This window comes from Hydrogenimonas urashimensis, assembly GCF_016593255.1.
GTDB lineage: Bacteria > Campylobacterota > Campylobacteria > Campylobacterales > Hydrogenimonadaceae > Hydrogenimonas > Hydrogenimonas urashimensis.
On record NZ_AP023212.1, the window covers coordinates 489,671 to 512,592 of the forward strand.

The following is a 22,922-nucleotide window of genomic DNA, read 5'->3' on the forward strand; positions in this document are numbered from 1 at the left end:
CCTTGGGAATCGGCGATTCGAACATCAAAATTTTTCATAATCCACCCACGCCTTCTTTTTTTTGTTCACTTTTCAGCGCTTTCGGTCCAGCTTCATTTGCTGGCGTAGTTCGCGATGATCGAACCGATCTCGCTGGTCGAGCAGACCTCTTTCGCATCGAAGGCGCTCAGATCCTGTGTCCTGTATCCCTCATGCAGCGTCTGTTTGATCGCTTTTTCGATACGTTCTGCCGCTTTCTCTTCATTGAGTGCGTATCGCAGCATCATCGCGGCGCTGGCGATTGTGGCGATCGGATTGGCGATTCCCTGTCCGGCGATATCGGGAGCGCTCCCGTGGATCGGTTCGTACAGCCCGTATTTTTCTCCGATCGAAGCCGAAGGAAGCAGCCCTATGGAGCCGCTTAGCATACTCGCCTCGTCGCTGAGTATGTCGCCGAAGATGTTGCCGGTTAAAATGACATCGAACTGCTTCGGATCACGCACGAGCTGCATCGCCGCATTGTCGACATACATATGAGTCAGTGTCACTTCCGGATACTCCTTCGCCACCTCCTCGACCGTCTCCCGCCACAACTGGCTCACATCTAGGACGTTGGCCTTGTCGACCGAACATACCCGCTTGCTTCGCTTCATTGCGATATCGAACGCTTTTTTCGCGATACGCACGATCTCCTCTTTGCTGTAGACCATCGTATTGAATGCCTTTTTCCCGTCGTTGCCGCGGGGCTCGCCGAAATAGATACCGCCGATAAGTTCACGCACGACCATCAGGTCGACCCCCTGGATGACCGAGGGCTTCAGGGTCGATGCGTTGATGAGTTCGTCGTAGACCGTCACGGGCCGCAGATTGGCGAAAACCTCCAGCTCTTTCCGCAGTTTCAAAAGTCCCGTCTCGGGGCGTTTTTCCCTGGGGAGGCTGTCCCATTTTTCACCACCGATCGCCCCGAAAAGCACGGCGTCGGCCTGTTTGACCCCTTCGAGTGTCTCCTTGGGCGCCGGATCGCCTGTCGCATCGATCGCTGCACCTCCAAGCAGATACTCTTCATATTTGAATTCGATTCCTTCGGAATAGCTGACGGCGTCGAGAACCTTGACCGCCTCTTCGACGATTTCCGGACCGATACCGTCCCCTTTGATAAGTGCTATCTTATAGCTTCGCATCACGCCTGCTCCTTCTTCAGCATTTCGGCCTTGGCGTAGTTGATCAGGCCGCCGCATGCAAGAAGTTCCTGCATAAATTCGGGAATGGGTTGGAACCTGTAGGTAACCCCTTTGTTCATATCGATGATGGTGCCTTTATCCATCTCGATGGAGATCAGATCTCCTTCGTTTATCCGGTCCGTTTCCTTGAGCTCGAAGATGGGCAGTCCCATATTGAAGGCGTTGCGATAGAAGATACGCGCGAAACTCTTCGCCACCACAGCCGAAACGCCTGCCGCCTTGAGTGCGATGGGCGCATGTTCGCGGCTGCTTCCGCATCCGAAATTCTCTCCGGCGACGATTATGTCGCCCGGCTGCATCTTTTTCACGAAATCGGGATCGGCATCCTCCATCACGTGCTTCGCCAACTCGTGGGGATCCGATGTGTTGAGATAGCGTGCCGCGATAATGAGATCGGTATCGATATTGTCCCCGAATTTCCAGACTTTTCCGGTAATTACGTTCATCCATGTCCTTTGAAAGGCCGGCCCTCGGGCCGTAGAATTTACGCGGATTATAGCAAAAGTGAACTTCGGAAAGATTAAGAATTAGGGTACCCGGGCCGCTATCGAAAACCTTGGCCCCACAAAGGCATTCAAGCTGTGCGGTTTTTGCAACCGGTTTCTATCACGATTTGCGAAACGACAAACCCGGGAACTATCGTTTGAGATTGTTCACGATCTGCAGCATTTCGTCACTGGTGGTAATCGCCTTGGAATTGGCTTCGTAGGCCCGCTGGCCGGTAATCAGATCGGTCATCTCCTCAACAAGCTGGACATTGCTCATCTCAACAAAACCCTGCCGTATCTGTCCCAGACCGTCGATCCCCGGAACGCTCTCGATCGGATCCCCCGAGGCGGACGTATTGATGTAGAGATTGTCGCCCAGGGAGTGAAGCCCTGCCGGATTGATGAAATTGGTCAGCTGGATCTGGCCGATATCGGTCGCCTCCTGCTGTCCCGCCTGCAGTACGGAGACGGTACCGTCCGTGCCGATGGAGATCGCGACGGCATCTTCGGGGATGACGATTTCCGGGGAGAGCGTATAACCGTCCGAATTGACGATGGTTCCCGTTTCGTCCAGTTTGAAGGCGCCGTTGCGGGTATAGACCTCCGTTCCGTCGGGCATGATGATTTTGAAAAAACCGTTGCCGGTGATGGCGAGATCGAGATTGTTGCCCGTCTCTTTGAAGTTGCCCTGCGAAAACTGTTTGACGATCGCGGTAGGCCGCACCCCCAGCCCGACCGAAATGCCGGTGGGGGATTTGGTCGTCTCGCTGGTGGATGTGCCCGCATACTCCGCCGTCTGATACATCAAATCAGCAAATTCCGCCCGCTGTTTCTTGTAGCCTATCGTATTGACGTTGGCAATATTGTTCGAAGTGGTGTCGATCTGAAGCTGCTGAGCCACCATGCCGGTAGCCGCTGTGTAGAGTGCTCGTATCATTCAGTCTCCTTATGCCCTGACCGAGGCGAGTTTGGTGATGGCGTCGTTGTTCATGTCGTCCATCTGTGCAGTCATCGCTTTCTGGTACATCTCCACGAGCCGGTTGGTCTCGATGAGTGCCGTCATTTCACGAATCGGGTTGACATTGCTCTTTTCGATCATGTACTGGTAGACACCGCTGGTTTCCGTCACAATGTTCATCTCCTTTTCAAGGCGTTTGCCGGGCATCGTAAAGTAGTTGTCTCCCTCCGCCTCCAAATCCTGGAGATTGTCGACGCGCACCACCATCAGGTCGTCCAGATAGACAGGCGTGTCCATCGCCGTTTTGTCCATGTATTCGATGCGCCCGCTCTTGCCGATGTTGATATTGATGGCATCCACAGGCACCGTAATCGCCTGGTGATTCTGAAAATAGTGCCGGGAGAGGACCTTGAAGCCGTCGCGGGTCATGAGTTCGCCATGCTCATTGAGCCTGAACGCGCCGTCGCGGGTCAGACGGATGCCGGAAGGGGTTTCGACCGCAAAGAAAAGATTCTTTTCGTCCAGTGCGACATCCAGGGGATTGCCCGTATGGACCATCGCTCCCATTCTGAAATCGGTGAAGCGCTCCACGATGCGGGGGACCCGGTTGATGGAACGGTTCAGGAATTTCGCCCCCTCTTTCGTCTGGTTGGGGAGCGGAAGTTCATCGCGCCTGCGTTGAAAAAGACGCATAAAATCGCCGATGACGACATCCGTCCCTTTGTAGCCGTTGGTCCTGACATTGGCCAGATTGTGGCTGATCTGGTCAAGACGGTTGAACTGGGTCACCATACCGCCCGTTACCGAATAGAAGCCGTTTTGCATGAAAATCCTTGCTTCGAAATTCACTGTTTGCCAAATAAAAGCAACAACCGTTCCAATCCACAATTTCGCCGTCAAGGTTTCTTGAAACGATTAATCATCCGTTAGAAATGTCGATCATATTCGAACATCAAGGATTTTTTACATTTTTTTGGATATAATCCGTCTTACTCTCACGAACCACGAAGGAGCCCTCCTTAATGACTGCTAAAGAGCTAAATCAGGCACTCGAAAAACTTTTTGAAGAGCACAAAAACGAAAAATACATCACTTTTGAAAAGATCGTTCAGCTTTTCGAAAAACAGCCGACACTTACCCAGGCGAAAAACATACTCAAACTCGCCAAAAAACACAACATCAAAATCATCACATCCAGCGAACGCGCGATGCTTTTGAATATCGAAGAGGCGGAAAAACGCGAATCGGACCGGCAGAAGCTGAGCGACCAGTCGCTCGAGGAGGAGTTCGATTTCACCCGGGAAAAGGAGCTGCTCGAATGGTCCCGAAGCGATTCGCCCGTTCGCATGTATCTGCGCGAAATGGGACAGATTCCCCTTCTAACCAAGGAAGAGGAGATCGAGATCAGCAAAAAGATCGAAATGGGTGAAGACATCATCCTCGATGCCATCTGTTCCGTTCCCTACCTGATCGACTTCATCCTCGACTACAAAGAGCCGCTCATCAACCGCGAGCGAAGGGTCAAGGAGCTTTTTAAAAGCTTCGAGGAAGCCGACAGCGACAGTGACGAAGATGTCGACGAAGCGACGAAAAAGAGTTCCAAAGACGACAAGCGGGTCAAAAAGGTGATCGAAACCTTCAAAGCGCTCGAAAAGGCGAAGAAAGACTGGCTCAAAACCCAGCAGAAGCAGCCGCCGGAAGATGCGAGCGAGGAGGAGAAATTCCATTACCAGCTGGTGCTCTCCTACAAGAAAAAAGTACTCAAAGACCGCCTGCTGGACCTGGGCCCCACATCCAAACTGATCAACGAACTGGTCAAGGCGATGGAGACGGCGCTCAAAAGCGACGAAGGGTTCGAGAAAGAACTCAAACGCCTCGAATACCGACTCCCCCTGTTCAACGAGCAGCTCAGGGCGAACCACCAGAAAATCCTCGACAACATCGTGAACATGTCCAAAGAGGAGATCGCGGCAGCCGTACCCGAAGCGACAATGGTCAGCACCTACCTGCAGATCAAAAAACTTTTCCAGACCAAAGAGGCAAGCAAAAACAGCTTCAATCTCGATCCGGAGAAGCTGCAGGAGATTCTGGAGCAGATCAAACGGGGCAAGAAGATCTCCGAAGAGGCGAAAACCCGCATGGCCAAATCGAACCTGCGACTGGTGGTCTCCATCGCCAAGCGCTACACCAACCGCGGCCTTCCGTTTCTCGACCTGATCCAGGAGGGCAACATCGGCCTGATGAAAGCGGTGGACAAGTTCGAGTACAAGAAGGGGTACAAATTCTCGACCTACGCCACCTGGTGGATCCGTCAGGCCATCAGCCGCGCCATCGCCGACCAGGCCCGTACCATCCGTATTCCGATCCATATGATAGAGACGATCAACCGCATCAACAAAATTATGCGAAAGCATCTCCAGGAGACGGGCAAGGAACCCGATGTCGAAACCATCGCCAAAGAGGTGGGCCTGAGCGTCGACAAGGTCAAAAACGTCATCAAGATCACCAAAGAGCCTGTCAGTCTCGAAGCCCCCGTGGGCAGCGAGGAGGATGGACGGTTCGGAGACTTCATCGAGGACAAGAGCTCGGCAAGCCCCGTCGAGTCGGTCATGAAAGAGGATCTCAAAGAGCAGATCGACGATGTCCTCGACCAGCTCAACGAACGTGAAAAAGCGGTCATCTGCATGCGCTTCGGCCTGATGGACGATGAGAGCGACCGCACGCTCGAAGAGATCGGCAAAGCCCTCAACGTCACCCGCGAGCGCGTCCGCCAGATCGAAAGCAGTGCCATCAAGAAACTGAAACACCCCAAAGTGGGTCGGAAGTTGAAGAACTATATTGAAGAGTGATTGGTCATTAACCATTGGGGAGCGGATGAAGCATATTAAAACTTTATTGACTGCCCACTTTTCACTCGCGAAGCGTTGCGGAGCGTAAGCGGATGGACTTCCACGAGGCGAAGCCGAGATGGGCCTGCTGCCGAAGCAAACCCAGTGTTAACGTAGCCGACCGGACTTTGTTCGGGCGGCGTATTCCAGGAGCGTAAGCGGATGGACTTCTATGAAAAATGGCTGGAGTACGACTACAATCCCTGGATCCTCTTCGATGCGGGCGGAAAGGTTGTCACACTCAACCAGGAGGCGCAGTTCCTGTTGGCCGAAGTGCCCGCCCACGAGATTTTCGAACTGGCCGTCTCCTATGCCAACCAGTCCTACGGTTTCAAAACGACGATGCTCGACCTGGAGTATGGAAAATTCGAATTCTTCGGCATCATGGTCGGATACGAAGACAACGACGCCATCGCCATCCGTCTCTATCAGAAACCGCCGGATCGCATCACCGAACCCCATCTGCAGAGTCTCGATTTTCATAATATCTACACTCTAATCGATCTGGCGGTCAGCACCAGTTCCATCAACAGGCAGCACGGTTTTACGACGCTGCTCGATCCCGCTTTTCCCGATATAAAAATCGATCCCGATCTTTTCATCAGCCTTCTGACCCGGATGTTCGACTGTTTCGAGGACAGAGAGGACGTAAAAATATCACTCTCGCTGAAGACCGGGGAGACCCTCAAATTCGAAGGGAAACGCTACCCCATTTTCCAGCTCGCCGTCGGGGGAACCTTTCGCGACAATTGCCCTTTTGCCACCCTCAAACAGCTGGCCAATCGGCTAAACGGCTACATTATGCAAAAAAACGGGCAGCTGCTTCTGGAGGGACCGCTCATTCTCGACTGAGGTAGAGTGTGGCGGCCACGGCAAGAGGCGCCAGACCCGCACCGATCAAATAGGGCACCGGCGCGAACATCTCTTCCCTGATGAGCCAATAGACGCCTGCTGCAAGAAGCAGGTAGGCAAGCAGCCTGTAAACAGAGATGGCGGGCCGGGCTGTTTTCAGCACGGTTTTAAAATCTCTTCGTCTCTTTTTCAGTCTCGTTTTTTCGGCTTTCAGCAGCGATTTGGCATCGTCGGTTTCGGCGGCTCCCTCCTCATCCCACAGATCGTAGCGGTCGTCCATCTGTTCCACGATATCAGGTAACGGATGGTGAGGCGCACTCCCGGCGCTTCCGGCGACCATCTGCCAGTAGCCGAACGCCGATGCCCCCAGAACCACGAGGGCACTCACAAAACCCGTCGCGAAATTGATCGTCGAAACTCTGCCATCCATACCGAACCAGACCGCACCGCCTCCCAGAAGCGCCACAAGAAGAAGTACGGCGGCGACTTTACGCATCATCCTCGTCGTCGAAATCCCTGTAGTTCCTGTATCGGGGATCGTTTTTCAGTTCATCGAAGGATTTCACCTGCTTTCTGTAGGCTTTGTAAACATTCAGTACCGCGGCCGCAACTCCCCAGAAGACACCGAGCCAGAATAGCCACTCGTAGCCGAACATTTTCCGCAACCAGTAACCCAGTCCCACACCGATGAGAACGGCCAGCACCATCGAAATGCCCAGGGAGAGGTCGTAGGCGCCTTCGACGACTTTGCGAACCTTCGGCTTCTTTTGTGATGTCGATTCTTCCGACCGTTTCTCTTCCGACGGCATCAGAGTGCTCCCATCACTTCATGGGCGTTTCGTATCGTCTCGTCGATCATCGTCTCCGTCGTTTTTGTCGAAATGAATCCCGTCTCAAACTGGCTGCAGGCGAAATAGAAGCCCCTATCGAGCATGGCGCGGTGGAATTTGGCGAAGCGCTCCGTATCGCTGCATAAAGCATCGTCGAAATTCCTTACGGGTCTGTCGTTGAAGAAAAAGCCGAACATGCTTCCGCGCACATCGACCTGCAGGGGAATGTCGTGGGCGTCCGCCGCCGCTTTCAGACCGTTGACGAGGCGGATGGCTCTTTGTTCGAGTATTTCATATAACGCCAGGTCGGCTTTGAGCTGGCGTACCTGGGCCAGTCCGGCAGCCATCGCTACAGGGTTGCCGCTGAGAGTTCCTGCCTGATAGACCGGACCTTCCGGGCTCAGTTGCGACATGATATCAGCCCGTCCGCCAAAAGCTCCTACCGGCATGCCGCCGCCGATCACCTTGCCGAGCGTCACGAGATCGGGTTTGACATCCGTCAATCCCTGCGCTCCCGTCAAAGAAGCGCGAAAACCGCTCATCACTTCGTCGAAGATGAGAAGCGCGCCGTGAGCGTCACACATTTCCCGCAATTCGTGCAGAAATGCGTCGTCGGCAGGCACGAGTCCCATGTTGCCTGCTATCGGCTCGATGACGACGCAGGCGATCCCTTCGCTCGCCTCGAAACAGGCTTGAACACTTTCGATATCGTTGTAGTCGGCCAGCAGCGTATGTTTGGCGAAATCGGCAGGAACACCCGGAGAATTCGGTGCACCGAAGGTCGCCGCACCGCTTCCGGCCTGCACCAGCAGGGAGTCGCTGTGCCCGTGGTAGCATCCTTTGAACTTGACGATATCGTCCCTCCCTGTAAAACCGCGTGCCAGACGGATGGCACTCATCACCGCCTCGGTGCCGCTGTTGACGAAACGGATTCTGTCGATCGCCGAAAAAAGCGTCACAATCTCTTCGGCCAGTTCCGTCTCCAGAAGCGTCGGCGCACCAAAACTGAGCCCCTTGCGTGCCGTCTCGATGACCGCCGCTTCGACCGTGGGGTCGCAGTGTCCGAAAATGAGCGGTCCCCAACTCTGGACATAGTCGACATAGCGGTTACCGTCGATATCGACCAGATAGCCGCCCTCACCCCGCTCGATGAATGGGGGTGTTCCTCCTACGCTGCCAAAGGCGCGTACAGGAGAATCCACTCCACCCGGAATCACTTTTTTCGCCGCTTCATACGCTTCGATGCTCTTTGTATGTTTCACGTTTTTTTCCTCACTCAGAAATTTTAGGAGATTATAGGCAAAAAGGAGTTAATAAAGTATAATACCGTTCTATTTGAGTGAAAAGTGAAAATCAAAAGTGAAAAATTGGGTTCGAACGATCGGCTTGCACTGTTTTGTCGATATGCCATCCGCATCGGCCTGTGCCGTTGCTTTGCTCCATTTTGAGCCATTGGACAGTCGGCACTCTCCGATAAAACATCCGTTCTTATTCCATGGAAACCGATGAATCGACGCAAGCTCGTCTCCTTTTTTCTTTCGCTGCTGATACACCTGATTATCCTGACTCTTCTTTTTGTCGTAACATACCGGGCGAAAAAGGAGATGACCTCCTCGGGCTCCAAACGTGTCGAACTCTCGCTAAAAAATTTCGTCACACCCCAGCCGGCAAAATCCGTATCAAAACCGACCCCACCCTCACCGCCACAGCCCAAACCCGTCCAAAAGCCCCTACCCAAGCCCACCAAGCAGGAACCGAAAGCACAGCCAAAACCGAAAGTACAGGAGCCGACCCCGCCCAAGCCAAAACCAAAGCCAAAACCAAAGCTGAAACCTAAACCCAAACCTAAACCCAAACCTAAACCGAAGCCGAAAAAATCATCAAAACCGGCGCCTGTCGAAAAAAAGGTCGCACAACCGAAGCCGCACCCCAAACCCAAACCTCTGCCCAGAAAAAAGGAGACACCCGCATCGGCTCTCGCCGGAGCGTTGGGTATGCCGGCTGTACCGTCTGAAAGCCGGTCCGTGCAAAAGATGCCCAAACCGCCCTCCGTCGACCAGATCGGCAACGCCATGTCGGACAGGGAGTTCCATGCTCTCTACAAAGACGAGTTCGACCACTTCACACCCAATCAGAAGAGGTTCATCAAATCGAATCTCAACCGGATCCAGGCGATCACCCAGCACTACCTGACGATGCGCGGATACCCTCCTTTCGCAATTCAGCAGCGCATGCAGGGTGTCAACATCGTCGAATTCTATCTTCATCCCAACGGCGACATCACCGACTTGAAAATGATCTCTTCGTCGGGTTTCAACGTTCTAGATGACAACTCCCTCGATACGATCAAAACGGCCTACAAAGACTATCCACGTCCCAAAGAGACAACGAAAATTCGCTTCTATATCCACTATCAGATCTACTGAGACTCTTTTTTGTAAATCATCTCTTTGACTTTCACAGGCTCTTTTTTGTACCGTGACCTTGCCTTGAGCGAGAAGGCCTCAAACGATTGCGCCAGGCTTCTTTTGAGCTCTTTTTCGATCCTGCTTCTCTTTTGGTCTATCGCGAAGAGAATCTCTTTTCTGAAACTCTCCCGGGTCAACATCTCGTCCGCTTGGATCACCGCCGCATCGGTCGCGAACCATGCCGCCGTCGCCAGTAGCGGGGAGCAGATCCAGACGAAGGGGCCGCACAGGACACCGCCGGCTGCCCCCGTCTCGGCCGCTGCTACCTTCCCCGCCGTTTTGGCCGTCGTTTTGGCCGCCAGCTTCGCGCCCGCTTTCGAGAGAAATTTGGCTGTTATTTTCGGAACGATGCGCGAGGCCAGCTTCGTTCCACCCGCCACGCCGATAAAGGTCGTCGCCGTCACCGCGACATTTTTCGCGATGTCGTATCCGATCGCATCCACTATCGCTTCGTTGAGCCGAATGTCGATGCCCTCGGAGGCAATCTCACCGATCAGCTCGCCGTGGCTTTGAAGCAGGATAGCGTAACGTTTTTCGATTTTGCTCATCTGCGATTTGAAATCTCTTTCGAAACCTTTCCCGAAGAGCCGGTCCCTGATGATCCGATCGATGTGGCCGGTCGCGGCATACCCGAGTTCGGCGTATTCTCCCCTGATGGAGTAGTGATAGTCAAGAAAAAGCTCCACATTGTTGTAGACGTTCGCAAAAACCTTTTTGAGCGCCGTATCGACAGCTCTGTTCATCTGTGTCTCTTTTTCGAGAAGATCCTTTTGAATCCGCTGTCGGCCCTTTTCGATATTGCGCGCAAAAAGATCTTTTTGCGAGATTCGGATGATCGGCTCACGCATCGGACTTTTTTGAAGTGACGCTTTTGTGTTGATTATGGCCATCAGCGTCGCGAACGCGAAAAGGATCAGAAAGAGAAGGATGGTCCCCCAGAAATACCTCTCTGCCCGACCTGTTCTTTTCCCGCAAAAGCGTGATGTCTCAGGCGAGGGCTCAGCGCTTCTGCCTGTGCCGGAATCTGCGCGGCGTGGGTAAGCCGCTTCGGATTTCAAACACTCTCTTTTGCTGCCGTTTTCCATCACTCTTTTCCTCTCCCATCGATCAGATAGAGCACTTCCGCGATGAAACGATTGATGCCAAGCACCGCGAGACTGTTGTAGAAAAGAAAAAGAAGCCATCCTCCTGCGCGGAAAAGCTCACTGCTGAGCATGTCGGACTCTTTTTGCATGAACCACCATGCGATCGCCTCCAGTTCCCTGTGAAATCGCAATACCCTGTCGCTGAGCGTGCAGAGCGATCGTGTGCTGTTGGTCGCCGCGCGGAGTGTCTCCTCCAGCCCGGTATGGAGATAGGCCGGCACAACCCCTTCGTAGGCAACATAGAAGACGACGGCGACAAGAAAGAGAGCCGAAAGATTGATGCTCCACTCCCTCGCAAAAAGAGGCAGGTAGGCCGCCTGCACCTGTGCCGAGAAGAGTCGTCCGATACCGCGCGCGAGCAGGAGCATGATCACGGCATGCATCGGCAGATAGGCCCATATTGTCCAGGAAAAATCGATCACGGCCAAAAAAGCGGAGAGCGCCATCAGAAAGGAGACGGCCAGGAAAAAGAGGGAGACGGCAAATGGCGAAAGCAGCCATCGTGCCGCGAACCCTTCGGGATGGATGTAACAGCGCCGGATACACCGGCGCTCGTGCATCTTCAAATCGATGAAACTCGCGGCGATCACTCCCCAGAAGAGAAAAAAGAGAAGCAGCGCGAAGCAGCCGTAGGGATAGGTGACGTACCAGCCCCCCAATACCGCCATGACAACCACCACCCCCATGAGCAGCGGCTTGAGAAACGTCACACTCGGTCCTTCACACCGCTACGCCTCTTTTTCGGCCATCTGGAGAAGATTTTTCGCGTTTTTGTAGATCGGTTCGTCGATAAAACCCAGCTCTTCGTCCGCGAAACCGCTGCATTCGGCGTCAGATTCGAACAGCGCCACAACCCGTCTGGCCCATTCGATCTCCTCCTGTGAAGGAAGAAAGACCCGGTTGGCGATCTCCACCTGTGCGGGAGAGATGCACCCTTTGGCGTGATATCCCATCTTCCTTTCCAGAAGGCACCAGTTTTCGAACGTTTCTGTGTCCCGGTACTCCTGAAACACGAAAGAGACAGGCAACACCCCCGCGGCCGAACACTTCAGCAGAAAGCGGGTCATGACCGTATGCATCGTCGGATTGTGAAGGTGGACCAGGCGCTGCGGCAGCCCCATTGAAGCGAAGAGGTCGAGCACACCCAGGTAGCAGGCTTCGATTCGTGGCGAAAACAGGAGCGAACCGAGGTTTTCCCACGCCTCTTTCGTCTCTATCGAAAGATGCACGGCGATCGTATCCTCGACCAGTTCGAGCGCCTCCTCCACATCCGCCGCCGTCTTGATTTTCGGTATCCGGATCGCGTCGGGACGGATCCCGTTGAGATAGGCGATCTCCTCTCGACCCCCCGCATCCAGAGGATTGACGCGCACCACCGTTTTGGATTGGATCCTCTTGGCTTCGGCGAGAAAGAGGCCTGCTAGACGCAGTGCCAAAGGTTTCAAAGAAGCGGCCACCCCGTCTTCAAGGTTCAAAACGACGACATCGGCCTCCAGTTCGTCGAGTCTGTTCAGGTGCCTCAACCGGTGGGCCGAAAGCATCAGGGCGCTCCGCACATAGGGCGGGGTATGGCGGGCACGCTGGCCGCGTCCTCTCCTAAGCCGCTCGATTCCGTCGAGATCGCCCTTTTTGACCAGGCTTTCTATCGTATCCAGATCTGCAAATACCATCTGTTTTCCCTCTCTTCTACTCTTCTTTGCTCGTCAGGTAGTAGTGCAGCGCACGAATCTCCGAATCGGTGAGAAAATAGGTGGGCATAACACGGTACCGTCTGACAAGGCTCTTTTTGAGTTTTTCGATACCGATTTGCCGGATGTCGGGACCTTTTAGAACGATCTTTTTCCCCTCTTCCACGTAAGTGGCGATCACGGTTCCCTCTCCGTGTCTGCCGTGGCAGTGGATGCAGCCGATGCCGCGGGGGTTGCGGTAGAGCATCTCCCCGTATTCGTACTGAGTGATGAAAGAGTCCTCCGCACAAACGAAACTGCTTAAAAGCAGAATGAACCAATACTTCACTAACCGCCCTTTAATCATCTTTTGGGTACGATTTTATCCAAAATGTGATTAAGGAACCGCGATGCAGATTATCGACGGCAAAAAGCTGGCCCAGCAGATCCGCCGGGAGATCGCAAAAGAGGTGGAAGAGCTCAAAGCCTCCCGGGACATTACCCCCGGTCTGGCGGTGATACTCGTGGGCGACGATCCGGCAAGCCACGCCTATGTCAAAATGAAAGCCAAGGCGTGTAAAGAGGCGGGCATCTACTCCATCACCCACGAAATGCCCGAAAGCATCAGCCAAAACGAGATTGAAGAGACGATCCTGATGATGAACAAAAACCCGAATATCGACGGCATTCTCGTACAGCTGCCTCTCCCTACCCATATCGATGCGACGAAAATCCTCGAACTCATCGATCCGGCGAAGGATGTGGACGGCTTCCATCCCTACAATTTCGGCCGCCTCATGACGGGACTCGACGGCTTCGTCCCCTGCACGCCCCTGGGTGTCATGGAGATGCTTGAAGCCTACGGTATCGATCCCAAAGGAAAAGACGCCTGCGTCGTGGGGGCGAGCAACATCGTCGGCAAACCGATGGCGGCGCTGCTTCTTAATGCCTTTGCCACCGTCGATATCTGCCACATCTATACGAAAGATCTGGCGGCGCACACGAAGCAGGCCGATATTCTCGTCGTCGGCGTCGGGAAGGCCGGTCTCATCACGGAAGATATGGTCAAGGAGGGGGCCGTCGTCATCGACATTGGCATCAATCGCCTTGAGGACGGGTCGCTGACGGGTGATGTGGACTACGAAGGCGTCGCCCCCAAATGCAGCCATATCACACCCGTTCCCGGCGGCGTCGGCCCCATGACGATCGCCATGCTGCTCAAAAACACTCTCAAAGCGGCGAAAGACCGGTCATGAGCGAAAAGCTGAACACCGAAACGGCCGATCTTTCGGAAACACCGAAAAAGCCCCACTGGCTGGTGCGTCTCTACCACTGGTCCAACACATGGACCGGCACGGTCGTCATCGTTTTGATGGTGATCTTTTTCATCGCCCAGGCTTTCGTCATTCCCAGCGGATCGATGAAGAACACCCTGCTCATCGGGGACCACCTCTTTGTCAAAAAATTCGCGTACGGCGTGCCGGTTCCCCATATCCCCTGGCTGGAGATACCCGTCGGATTCGACACCGACGGTGACGGCCACATCATCGCCTCCGAAGGGCCAAAACGCGGCGACATCGTCATTTTCCGCTATCCGCGCAACGAAAAGATCCATTACGTCAAACGGTGCGTCGCCGTCGGTGGCGATATTCTCTTTCTCCATAACAAGGTTCTCTACCTTCATCCCCACGAAGGCAACGACTGGATCGCCGCCCATTACCCCAAGGAAAAGATAGTCGACTACCGGGGCATTCTGTTCGTTAAAAATCCCTACAGGGATGATTTTCCAGGCATACACAACGATCCGAAGGTGACCGATGACGGGTATCAGCCCATCGAAATTTTCGAATTCGGCCCGATCAAGGTCGAGGAGAACCACTGGTTCATGATGGGTGACAACCGAGACCACTCCAACGACAGCCGCTTCTGGGGCACGGTCCCTTATCGTCTCATTGTCGGAAAACCCTGGTTCATCTACTTCAGCTGGGACGAGAACTACACCATCCGCTGGGATCGCATCGGAAGAGAGATCGACACCCTCCAACGGGAAGAACCGCGCTATGTCGAATGAGGTGGAAGCAGTCAAAATCGCCGCCATCGTACTCTCACTGATGGTGGCGATCATCGGCCACGAGATCATGCACGGCTGGGTCGCCTACCGATTCGGTGATCCGACGGCCAAGGCGGCGGGTCGCCTGAGTGCCAACCCGATCGTCCATGTCGATCCCGTCGGCACCATTTTCGTTCCCCTGCTCCTTTATGTCAGCGGTGCGCCTTTTCTTTTCGGATGGGCCAAACCGGTACCGGTGAACATCCATACGGTCATCGGCAACGGCGGGTTCAAAGCGGCGGTAGCGGTGGCGCTGGCCGGGGTGACATGGAACTTTCTTCTCGCCGGCATTTCGGCCCTGCTCTTTCCCATGTTCGAACATCCCCACTCCCTCCTGTCGGCTTTCATTGGGCTTTTTCTGATGTATTCGGTGATCTACAATGTGGTGCTCGGGGTTTTCAACCTCTGGCCCTTTCCGCCGCTTGATGGTGCCAACGCACTGCGCTATCTGGCCATGGAGTACCGCTGGAAAGCCGTCGTCGATCTGTTGAACAGAATCGAGCCGATCGGTATGATTCTGCTCATCATCGTCATCGCCACGCCGTTGTCGAACTGGTTTTTTCTGCCGGCGAGCTGGCTTATCAACCTGTTGTTGGGATAATTTGAATATAATTTGACTTAACGATCTCAAAAATGCGAGGAGAAACGATGAGATATTACGTCGGAAGCGACCATGCGGGATTCGCCGTCAAGGGACTCGTCATCGAAATGCTGAAAAACCGGGGGCACGAAGTGACGGATATGGGGCCGGAAACCGACAATCGTGTCGACTATCCCGATTTTGCCGAAAAGGTGGCACGGGCCGTCGCTGCGGACGTCGGGAGCCGCGGCATCCTCATCTGCGGCACCGGCATCGGCATGAGCATCGCCGCCAACAAAATAGACGGCATCCGCGCGGCGCATTGCCAGGACTACTACACGGCACAGATGGCCCGTGCCCACAACGACGCCAACATTCTCTGCTTCGGCGAACGGGTCAGCGGAGCCGGTGTCATCGAAAGCATGATCGACGCCTTCACGACGACACCTTTTGAAGGCGGACGCCACGAAGGCCGTGTCGAAAAGATTATGGCACTGCAAGCGAGAGACTGATGCTGCTGGAGTGGTCGCTGGTCACCTTTTCCTTGCTGCTGGTGGTCTTCGTCGTGGTCAAGATGTTCTATTTCAAAAATCTGACGCTCAAGGAGCAGCGCAACAACGATGTCATGAAACTGACGCTCAAAGAGGCGGAAGTTCTCATCAGGAAATACCAGATTCAGCTCCAAAGGGCTCTGGGCAACATCGACATTCTCAACGAGCAGATGAACAAACTGCGGCGGGAGATCAAAACACTCAAGCAGCGCAACAGCCAGTACCGCATCGAAAACGAAAAACTGAAAAAACGTATCAAAGAACTCGAATCGCGCATCGAAGCGCTGATTTGACAAAGAGAGAAGAGCGATGAAAACATTGGGCAGTGAAGAGAAGAAATTTCTGATGGAGTCGATCCGGGATGTGCCGGATTTTCCGAAACCGGGCATCCTTTTCAAGGATATCACCACCCTTTTGAACAATCCGAAAGCCTACAATCTGCTGATGGAACACCTGAGCGAACGGTATGCCGGAATGGACCTCGACTACGTGGCCGGTATCGAAAGCCGGGGATTCATCTTCGGCGCAGCACTCGCGGCAAAACTTGGTATCGGGTTTGTGCCGGTGAGGAAGCGGGGCAAACTCCCCTACACGACCATCGGAGAGAAGTACGCACTGGAGTACGGCGTGGACGAGATCGAAATCCATATCGACGCCTTCAACAACCGGGAGGGGGCACGTGTTTTGCTCATAGACGATCTGATCGCCACGGGCGGGACCGCCGAAGCGGCGGCCAAACTGATCAAAGACGCCAGGGCCGAATGTGTTGAGGCCTGTTTCATCATCAATCTCACATTCCTCAACGGCGCCGAAAAACTGAAGGGGCTGGCACCCGTCTATCATGTTCTGGAGGTCGTCTGATGTATATTCCCAAACCGCTTCGATTCGATCCCGATGAGCTGGGCCACTTCGGTATCTTCGGCGGACGCTATGTCCCCGAAACCCTGATGCCCATTCTTCGGGAACTGGACGAAGCCTATACCAAAATCCGCTTCGACGAAACCTTCTGGGAGGAGGCCCACTACTACCTGGAGCACTATGTGGGCCGCCCCAGTCCCCTCTACTACGCCAGAAACATCTCCGACGACGTAGGCGCCACCGTGTACCTCAAACGCGAAGACCTCAACCACACGGGGGCCCACAAGGTCAACAACACGATCCTTCAGGGACTCATCGCCAAACGTCTGGGCAAAAAGAGGGTGATCGCCGAAACGGGGGCGGGCCAGCACGGCGTCGCCACCGCCACCATCGCCGCGCTTCTGGGGCTTGAGTGTGAAATTTTCATGGGAGCCAAGGATGTGGCGCGCCAGGAACTCAACGTTTTCAGGATGAAACTGCTGGGGGCCAAAGTCCATGCCGTCGAGAGTGGATCGAAAACCCTCAAGGACGCCATGAACGACGCCATCCGCTACTGGGTCACCAACGCCCGCGACACCTTCTACATCATCGGCACCGTCGCGGGGCCCCACCCCTACCCGATGATGGTGCGCGATTTCCAGGCCATCATCGGCTACGAGGCCAAAGCCCAGATTCTCAAGGCTCAAAACCGCCTGCCCGACTACGTCATCGCCTGCATCGGCGGCGGTTCCAATGCCATGGGCATCTTCGCCCATTTCCTGGACGAGCCCGAAACCACCTGCATCGGCATCGAAGCGGGCGGACTGGGTCTTGATACCGACAAGCACGGCGCAAGCCTGGCCAAGGGAAGCCCGGGTGTTCTGCACGGTCAGATGAGTTACCTGCTTCAGGATGAAGACGGTCAGATTCTCGAAGCCCACTCCATCAGCGCCGGCCTCGACTATCCCGGCATCGGGCCCGAACACGCCTACCTCAAGCAGATCGGTGCCGCCGAATACGACAGCATCACCGACGCCGAAGCCCTCGAAGCCTTCGTCTGGCTGAGCCAGCGCGAAGGGATCATTCCGGCCTTTGAAAGCTCCCATGCGATCGCGTACCTGAAAAAAATGGACCCCGAACGCCTGAAAAACAGGCTTGTCATCGTCAATCTTTCCGGCCGGGGCGACAAGGATATGATCCAGGCCAAAGACCTGCTCCATTTCGACTGATTGAGAAGAACGGATGGAACAGTTTCTGATCGACGCGCTGACGCAGTATGGCTATATCATTCTCTTTGTCTGGAGTGTCATGGAAGGTGAGCTTGGGCTCGTGATGGCGGGAACGATGGTCCATACCGGTCATATGAACATGCCGATGGCCATCTTTGTCGCGGGTCTCGGCGGCTTTGCCGGCGACCAGCTTTATTTCTATATCGGACGCTCCAACAAAAAGTGGCTCTACAGATATCTGAAAAAACACCACAGAAAATTCGCCCTGGCGCACCTTCTTCTGAAAAAGTACGGGTGGCCCGTTATCTTTATCCAGCGTTACCTCTACGGCCTGCGGACCATCATTCCGATGAGCATCGGACTCACGCGCTACAGTGCCAGAAAATTCGCTATCATCAATTTCCTGAGTGCCCAGGTCTGGGCGGCCGTAACGATTGTACTGGCCTACATTTTCGGAGAACAGATACTGGCAGTTCTCGAATATACGAAACACCACTGGTATTTCGCCCTGCCGGTCGCCGCTCTCATTTTCGGTACAATCGGCTATACGTTCAAACGCATCGAAGACAATATATTACATAGGAGGAGTGTACGTCATGCAAATCGAAACAAGTCCGCTGAAGCGGCATGAAATCGACGCGGACATCGAAATCGTCTGTGTCGTGGCGAAAAAAATGGACCATCCCTGGATAGAGGAGAAGGATCTGCTGGAAATGGCGGGATTCAAAGGAGAGCAGGACGAAACCTGTCTTCTGATTGAGAAAAAGAGGCTCTATGTCGGTGTCGATTCCCTTCACCACGACGATGTCCGAAGCGCCTACGCGGCGGCTATCCGTGCCGTTAGAAAAACGCAGGCCCAAACCGTCAAGACAGCTCTTTATCTGGGAAAATGCTCCGCCCAGAACGTCAAGGCGATGGCGGAGGGGATGATCTTCGGCGATTACGAATACGACACCTACAGGAGTGAAAAAGCGAAACACCCCGTCAAAAAGGTAACAATCTCCTGCGAAGATTTCAACGGCAAAACGATCGCGTGCGAAAAAGCGGCGGCGTATGTACAAAACGCGGTCATACTCGCCCAGGCGACCAACTACACCCGCAACATTGTCAACACCCCTCCCGATGACATGATTCCCGAGATGCTTGCCCTCAAAGCTGTGGCACTGGCGGAAGCGAACGACCTGGAGTGCATCGTGCTGGACGAAAAGGGGCTCGAAGCGGAAAACATGGGAGCTTTCCTGGCCGTCAGCCGCGCCAGCGACCATCCGCCGCGCCTCGTCCATCTCGCCTACAAACCCAAGAACGCGAAATTCAAAGTCGCACTGGTGGGCAAAGGGCTTACCTACGACAGCGGCGGTCTGAGCCTCAAACCCGCCGAATACATGGTCACGATGAAATCGGACAAGGCGGGAGCCTGCGCGGTCATGGGCATTATGAAAGCGGTCAGCGAACTGGGGCTGCCCATCGAAGTTCACGGTATCGTGGGTGTCACTGAAAACATGATAGGGGGCAACGCCTACAAACCCGACGACATCCTTACTGCAAAAAACGGAACGACCATCGAAATACGCAATACCGATGCCGAAGGGCGGCTCGTCCTGGCCGACTGTCTCTGCTACGCCCAGGAGAAGGTCAAGCCCGACTACCTTCTCGATTTCGCGACACTCACGGGTGCGTGTGTCGTCGCGCTGGGAGAGTACACCACGGGCCTGATGGGACACGATCGCTCTTTGAAGCACAGCTTTTCGAAAGCGGCGTCCAATGCCGGGGAACTTACCGGCACCCTCCCTTTTAACCGCTACCTGAAAAAACTGCTCAAAAGCGACATCGCCGACGTCTGCAACATCAGCTCCTCACGCTACGGCGGCGCCATTGCCGCAGCGCTCTTTCTCGACCATTTCATCGAAAAGGAGTACAAACACAAATGGCTCCATCTGGACATCGCCGGACCAGCCTATGTGGAGAAGGCGTGGGGCTACAATCCCGCCGGCGCCAGCGGAGCGGGTGTACGCATGACCGTCAAATGGTTCGAACAGATCATCAAACAGGCGGAGAAAAAGCAGTCATCCGATCCCTCGCACGGGGAGTGATACGGAAGCGTTCATGCTTCCGGACCGCTTCACTCTTTTGGATGGCGGTCGTTTTTCTTCGGCCACCTGAGCACAACGATCATCACAATGACCGCACCGGCCAGCATTCCTATTCTTATCCATTCATCTGTCATCGCAGCCCCGTTTCGTTTTCATTGATCAATAGCCATATTGAGCAATTTTATATCTTTTCGGCTAATACCGTCTAATTTCGGCAAAACTCCCTCCCCTTTTCCGGTTATGCGGTCATGTTTTCGTCGGTATAAACTTCGATTTAACGTATTTGAGATATTCTTTGACAAAATAAAAAGGAAAAGGAAGGACGATGAAAAGAATTTGGACTTTCGTTTTGATCATGCTGTTCGTTTCGTCTCTTGCGGGTGCGGAGAGCGAAACGGAAAACAAAATACCTCCGCCGCCGAAGGATGCACTCAAATATACGATCATGGTGAAAAAATTCGCCAACGAAGCGGGATGGAGAGGCAGATGGGAAATCGGTCAGGGCATGACGACCGTGATGATCGATATGCTCAACAAATCGGGATGGTTTACGGTGCTTGGTGACGAGGAGATGCGCAAAGCGGCGATGCAGGAGCAGGATTTTGCGGCTACCGGCCGGGTCGTTCAGGGTAGAAAAACTCCGAAAATGGGCAGAATGACACCGGCGCAACTGCTTCTTCGCGGTTCGATAACGAATGTCCAGGAGAGTGGAAGCATGGGCGGCGGCATCAATTTCATGGGTGTCTCCATCGGCGGCAGGGAAGGCACGGCGGAAATCAATTTCACCATCTATCTGATCAACAGCGAAACGGGACAGGTAGTCGCTTCCAAAAGCGTCGTGGGCCGATCGGGCGAACGCGGTTTCAGACTCGGCTATTACGGTTCGGCGCTTGAAGGTCTCACCGGCAGTTTCGGCGGGACGAAGAAAGACAATGTCATGGAGGCGGCGGAAAACGCGCTGGGCAAAGCACTCGCCTTTATCGTGCAGCAGCTCGACAAAATTCCCTGGGAAGGTCACATCATCCTGATGAAAGGGGACAAGATCATCATCAATCGAGGCACCCGCGAAGGGGTGAAGGTGGGAAAAGTTTTCAAAATCGGCAAAGTGGAAGAGCTGGTCGATCCCGATACGGGTGAAGTTCTCGATATTGAGATGACGCCGGTCGCAACGGCGAAAGTTGTCAAAGTCAAGAAAAAAATCTCCTATCTCAAGCCGCTCTCCGGCAAAAGCAAAATCCGCCGCGGCATGAGCGTTTTTCCTGCCGAGTAAAAGGCAATAAAATCGGAGGGGGTCTTTTCCCCTCCAGACCGGCGTCCTGCATCACTCCCGCCGGAAAATGATGGTATTGCTGTTTTCCAGTGACTTTTTGCGCGCATGCATATAATCTTTCATCTCTTTCATGACGTTTTTCGCCTCTTCGGCCGTCAGTGTAAAGACATGGAACGTGCCGTTGTTTTTCTTGACGAGTATTTTTTTCAGTTTCTGCCCCGAGCCGTCGGGAGCGTAGCAGTCGGCACTTTCGACTTTGTAAATCTCGTCAATTTTGGCGGTGGCAAAGCCCGTCTCTCCGTCACAGCTCATCGTTTCAAACATCACCTGATAGCTGTCCGCCATGATGGGAGCCGCTCCCAGTATCAGCATGGCCAGTGCGATCAACCCTTTTTTCACGATGCATCTCCTTTCGTTTGATCCTATCCATTCAATGTGACTCCATATTAACGAATTTTCATTTAATAGCCAAGAATCCTTTCATCGTGAATCTTTCCAATCGTTGATTTTTCCCTTCCACTTTGATATAATCCGCCAAAATTCATACTGCAAAACCCTCCTTTGACAATCAAAGAGTTTATCGCAACATAAGGAGCTATATATGGGTCTTCCCGTAGGTATCGTCGGTCTGCCCAACGTGGGCAAATCGACCACATTCAACGCGCTGACCAAAGCGCAAAACGCCGAATCGGCCAACTATCCCTTCTGCACCATCGAACCCAACAAGGCGGTCGTGCCGGTCCCCGACCCGCGCCTGGAGGAGCTGGCCAAGATCGTCAACCCCGAACGTATCCAACACAGCACGATCGACTTCGTCGACATCGCGGGGCTGGTCAAAGGGGCCAGCAAGGGCGAGGGGCTTGGAAACCAATTTCTTAGCAACATCCGGGAAACGGAGATGATTTTGCATATGGTCCGCTGTTTCGACGATGGCAACATCACCCATGTGGAAGGTTCCATCGACCCGTTGCGGGATATCGAGATCATTGAAAGCGAACTGATCTTCGCCGACATCCAGCAGCTGGAGAAGAAGATCGACCGCCTCGCGCGTCAGGCCAAGACCGGTGACAAGAAGGTGCGCGCCCAGCTGGAGATCGCCCAGGAGCTGATGAAACACCTGGAGGAGATCAAACCGGTCAGCACCTTCGAAAAACGTGACGACGAAAACTTCCAACAGCTCGACAAAGAGCTGCGCTTTTTGAGCAACAAGCCTATCATCTACGGCGCCAACGTGGACGAGGAGGGACTGCTGGAAGACAACGAGTATGTGAAGGCGGTGAAAAAGCATGCCCAGGAGGTGGGTGCTGATGTCATCAAACTCTGCGCCAAGATCGAAGAGGAGCTGGTGCAGCTGGAGGAAGAGGAGGCCAAAGAGTTCCTCGAAGAGCTCGGCATCGAAGAGTCCGGGCTGGACAAGATCATCCGAACCGCTTTCAAACGGCTGGGGCTAATCAGCTACTTCACCGCCGGCGTGAAGGAGGTGCGTGCCTGGACGATCCACAAAGGGTGGAAAGCCCCCAAAGCGGCCAGCGTCATCCACAACGACTTCGAGAAAGGCTTCATCCGCGCCGAAGTGATCGCCTACGAGGATTTCATCAGATACGGCGGAGAACAGGGTGCCAAAGAGGCTGGCAAGATGCGCTTGGAAGGCAAAGATTACGTCGTCGCCGACGGCGATGTGATGCATTTTAGATTCAACGTCTGATATCTGGAAGCGGCCATGCCGTTTCCCTTCTCTA

The 22,922-nt window shown here is 54.1% G+C and carries 26 protein-coding genes; 14 read left to right on the forward strand and 12 right to left on the reverse strand.

The features are described 5' to 3' along the window. Positions 1 to 92: 92 nt before the first annotated feature. From leuB to JMG82_RS02430, 4 genes are all read right to left on the reverse strand, one after another. Positions 93 to 1,160, reverse strand: a complete 1,068-nt coding sequence (gene leuB, locus JMG82_RS02415) for a 3-isopropylmalate dehydrogenase (RefSeq protein ID WP_201354154.1) — start codon at positions 1,158 to 1,160, stop codon at positions 93 to 95. Then, the gene (locus JMG82_RS02420; protein WP_201353349.1) at positions 1,160 to 1,666 is read right to left on the reverse strand and encodes a 3-isopropylmalate dehydratase small subunit; all 507 of its coding nucleotides are present in this window, start codon (positions 1,664 to 1,666) and stop codon (positions 1,160 to 1,162) included. The genes leuB and JMG82_RS02420 overlap by 1 nt, the downstream gene beginning before the upstream one ends. Positions 1,667 to 1,856: 190 nt before the next feature. Then, positions 1,857 to 2,645 carry a flagellar basal-body rod protein FlgG gene (gene flgG, locus JMG82_RS02425; protein ID WP_201353350.1) on the reverse strand — a complete coding sequence of 263 codons (789 nt, stop codon included), beginning with the start codon at positions 2,643 to 2,645 and terminating at the stop codon, positions 1,857 to 1,859. 9 nt (positions 2,646 to 2,654) lie between these two features. Then, positions 2,655 to 3,491: a flagellar hook-basal body protein gene (locus JMG82_RS02430; protein WP_201353351.1), complete on the reverse strand. Its 837-nt coding sequence runs from the start codon at positions 3,489 to 3,491 to the stop codon at positions 2,655 to 2,657. A gap of 197 nt (positions 3,492 to 3,688) precedes the next feature. Here JMG82_RS02430 and rpoD point away from each other — a divergent pair, with 197 nt between their 5' ends. Then, the gene (rpoD, locus tag JMG82_RS02435; protein ID WP_201353352.1) at positions 3,689 to 5,515 is read left to right on the forward strand and encodes an RNA polymerase sigma factor RpoD; all 1,827 of its coding nucleotides are present in this window, start codon (positions 3,689 to 3,691) and stop codon (positions 5,513 to 5,515) included. A gap of 201 nt (positions 5,516 to 5,716) precedes the next feature. Further along, on the forward strand, positions 5,717 to 6,406 hold the full coding sequence (locus JMG82_RS02440) for a hypothetical protein (protein ID WP_201353353.1): 690 nt from the start codon (positions 5,717 to 5,719) through the stop codon (positions 6,404 to 6,406). On the opposite strand, the gene JMG82_RS02445 is transcribed toward JMG82_RS02440, so the two are convergent. From JMG82_RS02445 to hemL, 3 genes are read right to left on the reverse strand one after another with little or no spacing between them, the layout of a single operon-like run. After that, complete coding sequence (locus JMG82_RS02445; RefSeq protein WP_201353354.1) at positions 6,393 to 6,905, reverse strand: hypothetical protein; 513 nt, start codon at positions 6,903 to 6,905, stop codon at positions 6,393 to 6,395. The genes JMG82_RS02440 and JMG82_RS02445 overlap by 14 nt on opposite strands. Then, positions 6,895 to 7,215, reverse strand: a complete 321-nt coding sequence (locus JMG82_RS02450; protein WP_201353355.1) for an AtpZ/AtpI family protein — start codon at positions 7,213 to 7,215, stop codon at positions 6,895 to 6,897. The genes JMG82_RS02445 and JMG82_RS02450 overlap by 11 nt, the downstream gene beginning before the upstream one ends. Next, complete coding sequence (gene hemL, locus JMG82_RS02455; RefSeq protein ID WP_201353356.1) at positions 7,215 to 8,498, reverse strand: glutamate-1-semialdehyde 2,1-aminomutase; 1,284 nt, start codon at positions 8,496 to 8,498, stop codon at positions 7,215 to 7,217. Before hemL ends, JMG82_RS02450 begins: the two co-directional genes overlap by 1 nt. A gap of 243 nt (positions 8,499 to 8,741) precedes the next feature. Between hemL and JMG82_RS02460 the strand changes: the two genes are divergently transcribed. After that, the gene (locus JMG82_RS02460) at positions 8,742 to 9,662 is read left to right on the forward strand and encodes an energy transducer TonB (RefSeq protein ID WP_201353357.1); all 921 of its coding nucleotides are present in this window, start codon (positions 8,742 to 8,744) and stop codon (positions 9,660 to 9,662) included. Here JMG82_RS02460 and JMG82_RS02465 read toward each other — a convergent pair. From JMG82_RS02465 to JMG82_RS02480, 4 genes are all read right to left on the reverse strand, one after another. Continuing rightward, positions 9,656 to 10,552: a hypothetical protein gene (locus JMG82_RS02465; RefSeq protein WP_201353358.1), complete on the reverse strand. Its 897-nt coding sequence runs from the start codon at positions 10,550 to 10,552 to the stop codon at positions 9,656 to 9,658. The two genes, JMG82_RS02460 and JMG82_RS02465, sit on opposite strands and share 7 nt — an antisense overlap. A gap of 236 nt (positions 10,553 to 10,788) precedes the next feature. Further along, entirely contained in the window at positions 10,789 to 11,559 is a 771-nt protein-coding gene (locus tag JMG82_RS02470; RefSeq protein WP_201353359.1) for a hypothetical protein, read from the reverse strand. 18 nt (positions 11,560 to 11,577) lie between these two features. Further along, on the reverse strand, positions 11,578 to 12,519 hold the full coding sequence (locus tag JMG82_RS02475) for an HpcH/HpaI aldolase/citrate lyase family protein (protein ID WP_201353360.1): 942 nt from the start codon (positions 12,517 to 12,519) through the stop codon (positions 11,578 to 11,580). 16 nt (positions 12,520 to 12,535) lie between these two features. After that, positions 12,536 to 12,865, reverse strand: a complete 330-nt coding sequence (locus JMG82_RS02480) for a c-type cytochrome (protein WP_236579167.1) — start codon at positions 12,863 to 12,865, stop codon at positions 12,536 to 12,538. Between the two features lie 61 nt (positions 12,866 to 12,926). Between JMG82_RS02480 and folD the strand changes: the two genes are divergently transcribed. The 10 genes from folD (at position 12,927) to JMG82_RS02530 (ending at position 21,183) form a co-directional block, all read left to right on the forward strand. Further along, positions 12,927 to 13,772: a bifunctional methylenetetrahydrofolate dehydrogenase/methenyltetrahydrofolate cyclohydrolase FolD gene (folD, locus tag JMG82_RS02485; protein ID WP_201353361.1), complete on the forward strand. Its 846-nt coding sequence runs from the start codon at positions 12,927 to 12,929 to the stop codon at positions 13,770 to 13,772. Next, entirely contained in the window at positions 13,769 to 14,587 is an 819-nt protein-coding gene (gene lepB, locus JMG82_RS02490; protein ID WP_201353362.1) for a signal peptidase I, read from the forward strand. Before folD ends, lepB begins: the two co-directional genes overlap by 4 nt. Then, positions 14,577 to 15,227 (forward strand): site-2 protease family protein, encoded by a 651-nt coding sequence (locus JMG82_RS02495; RefSeq protein ID WP_201353363.1) that lies wholly within the window; start codon positions 14,577 to 14,579, stop codon positions 15,225 to 15,227. Before lepB ends, JMG82_RS02495 begins: the two co-directional genes overlap by 11 nt. Before the next feature lie 47 nt (positions 15,228 to 15,274). Beyond that, positions 15,275 to 15,718: a ribose 5-phosphate isomerase B gene (rpiB, locus tag JMG82_RS02500; protein WP_201353364.1), complete on the forward strand. Its 444-nt coding sequence runs from the start codon at positions 15,275 to 15,277 to the stop codon at positions 15,716 to 15,718. After that, positions 15,718 to 16,050 carry a hypothetical protein gene (locus JMG82_RS02505; RefSeq protein WP_201353365.1) on the forward strand — a complete coding sequence of 111 codons (333 nt, stop codon included), beginning with the start codon at positions 15,718 to 15,720 and terminating at the stop codon, positions 16,048 to 16,050. Before rpiB ends, JMG82_RS02505 begins: the two co-directional genes overlap by 1 nt. A 16-nt stretch (positions 16,051 to 16,066) precedes the next feature. Next, positions 16,067 to 16,618, forward strand: coding sequence for an adenine phosphoribosyltransferase (locus JMG82_RS02510; RefSeq protein ID WP_201353366.1), 552 nt, complete (start codon positions 16,067 to 16,069; stop codon positions 16,616 to 16,618). Then, positions 16,618 to 17,823 carry a tryptophan synthase subunit beta gene (gene trpB / locus JMG82_RS02515; RefSeq protein ID WP_201353367.1) on the forward strand — a complete coding sequence of 402 codons (1,206 nt, stop codon included), beginning with the start codon at positions 16,618 to 16,620 and terminating at the stop codon, positions 17,821 to 17,823. The genes JMG82_RS02510 and trpB overlap by 1 nt, the downstream gene beginning before the upstream one ends. A 13-nt stretch (positions 17,824 to 17,836) precedes the next feature. After that, a complete protein-coding gene (locus JMG82_RS02520; protein WP_201353368.1) occupies positions 17,837 to 18,454 on the forward strand; it encodes a DedA family protein in 618 nt (205 codons plus the stop codon). Further along, positions 18,420 to 19,913 carry a leucyl aminopeptidase gene (locus tag JMG82_RS02525; protein ID WP_201353369.1) on the forward strand — a complete coding sequence of 498 codons (1,494 nt, stop codon included), beginning with the start codon at positions 18,420 to 18,422 and terminating at the stop codon, positions 19,911 to 19,913. The genes JMG82_RS02520 and JMG82_RS02525 overlap by 35 nt, the downstream gene beginning before the upstream one ends. 325 nt (positions 19,914 to 20,238) lie before the next feature. Continuing rightward, positions 20,239 to 21,183, forward strand: a complete 945-nt coding sequence (locus JMG82_RS02530; RefSeq protein ID WP_201353370.1) for a CsgG/HfaB family protein — start codon at positions 20,239 to 20,241, stop codon at positions 21,181 to 21,183. A gap of 51 nt (positions 21,184 to 21,234) precedes the next feature. Here the strand turns inward: JMG82_RS02530 and JMG82_RS02535 are convergent, their stop codons facing one another. After that, a complete protein-coding gene (locus JMG82_RS02535; protein WP_201353371.1) occupies positions 21,235 to 21,582 on the reverse strand; it encodes a hypothetical protein in 348 nt (115 codons plus the stop codon). Between the two features lie 202 nt (positions 21,583 to 21,784). Between JMG82_RS02535 and ychF the strand changes: the two genes are divergently transcribed. Then, complete coding sequence (gene ychF / locus JMG82_RS02540; protein ID WP_201353372.1) at positions 21,785 to 22,888, forward strand: redox-regulated ATPase YchF; 1,104 nt, start codon at positions 21,785 to 21,787, stop codon at positions 22,886 to 22,888. The last annotated feature ends 34 nt before the right edge of the window (positions 22,889 to 22,922 follow it).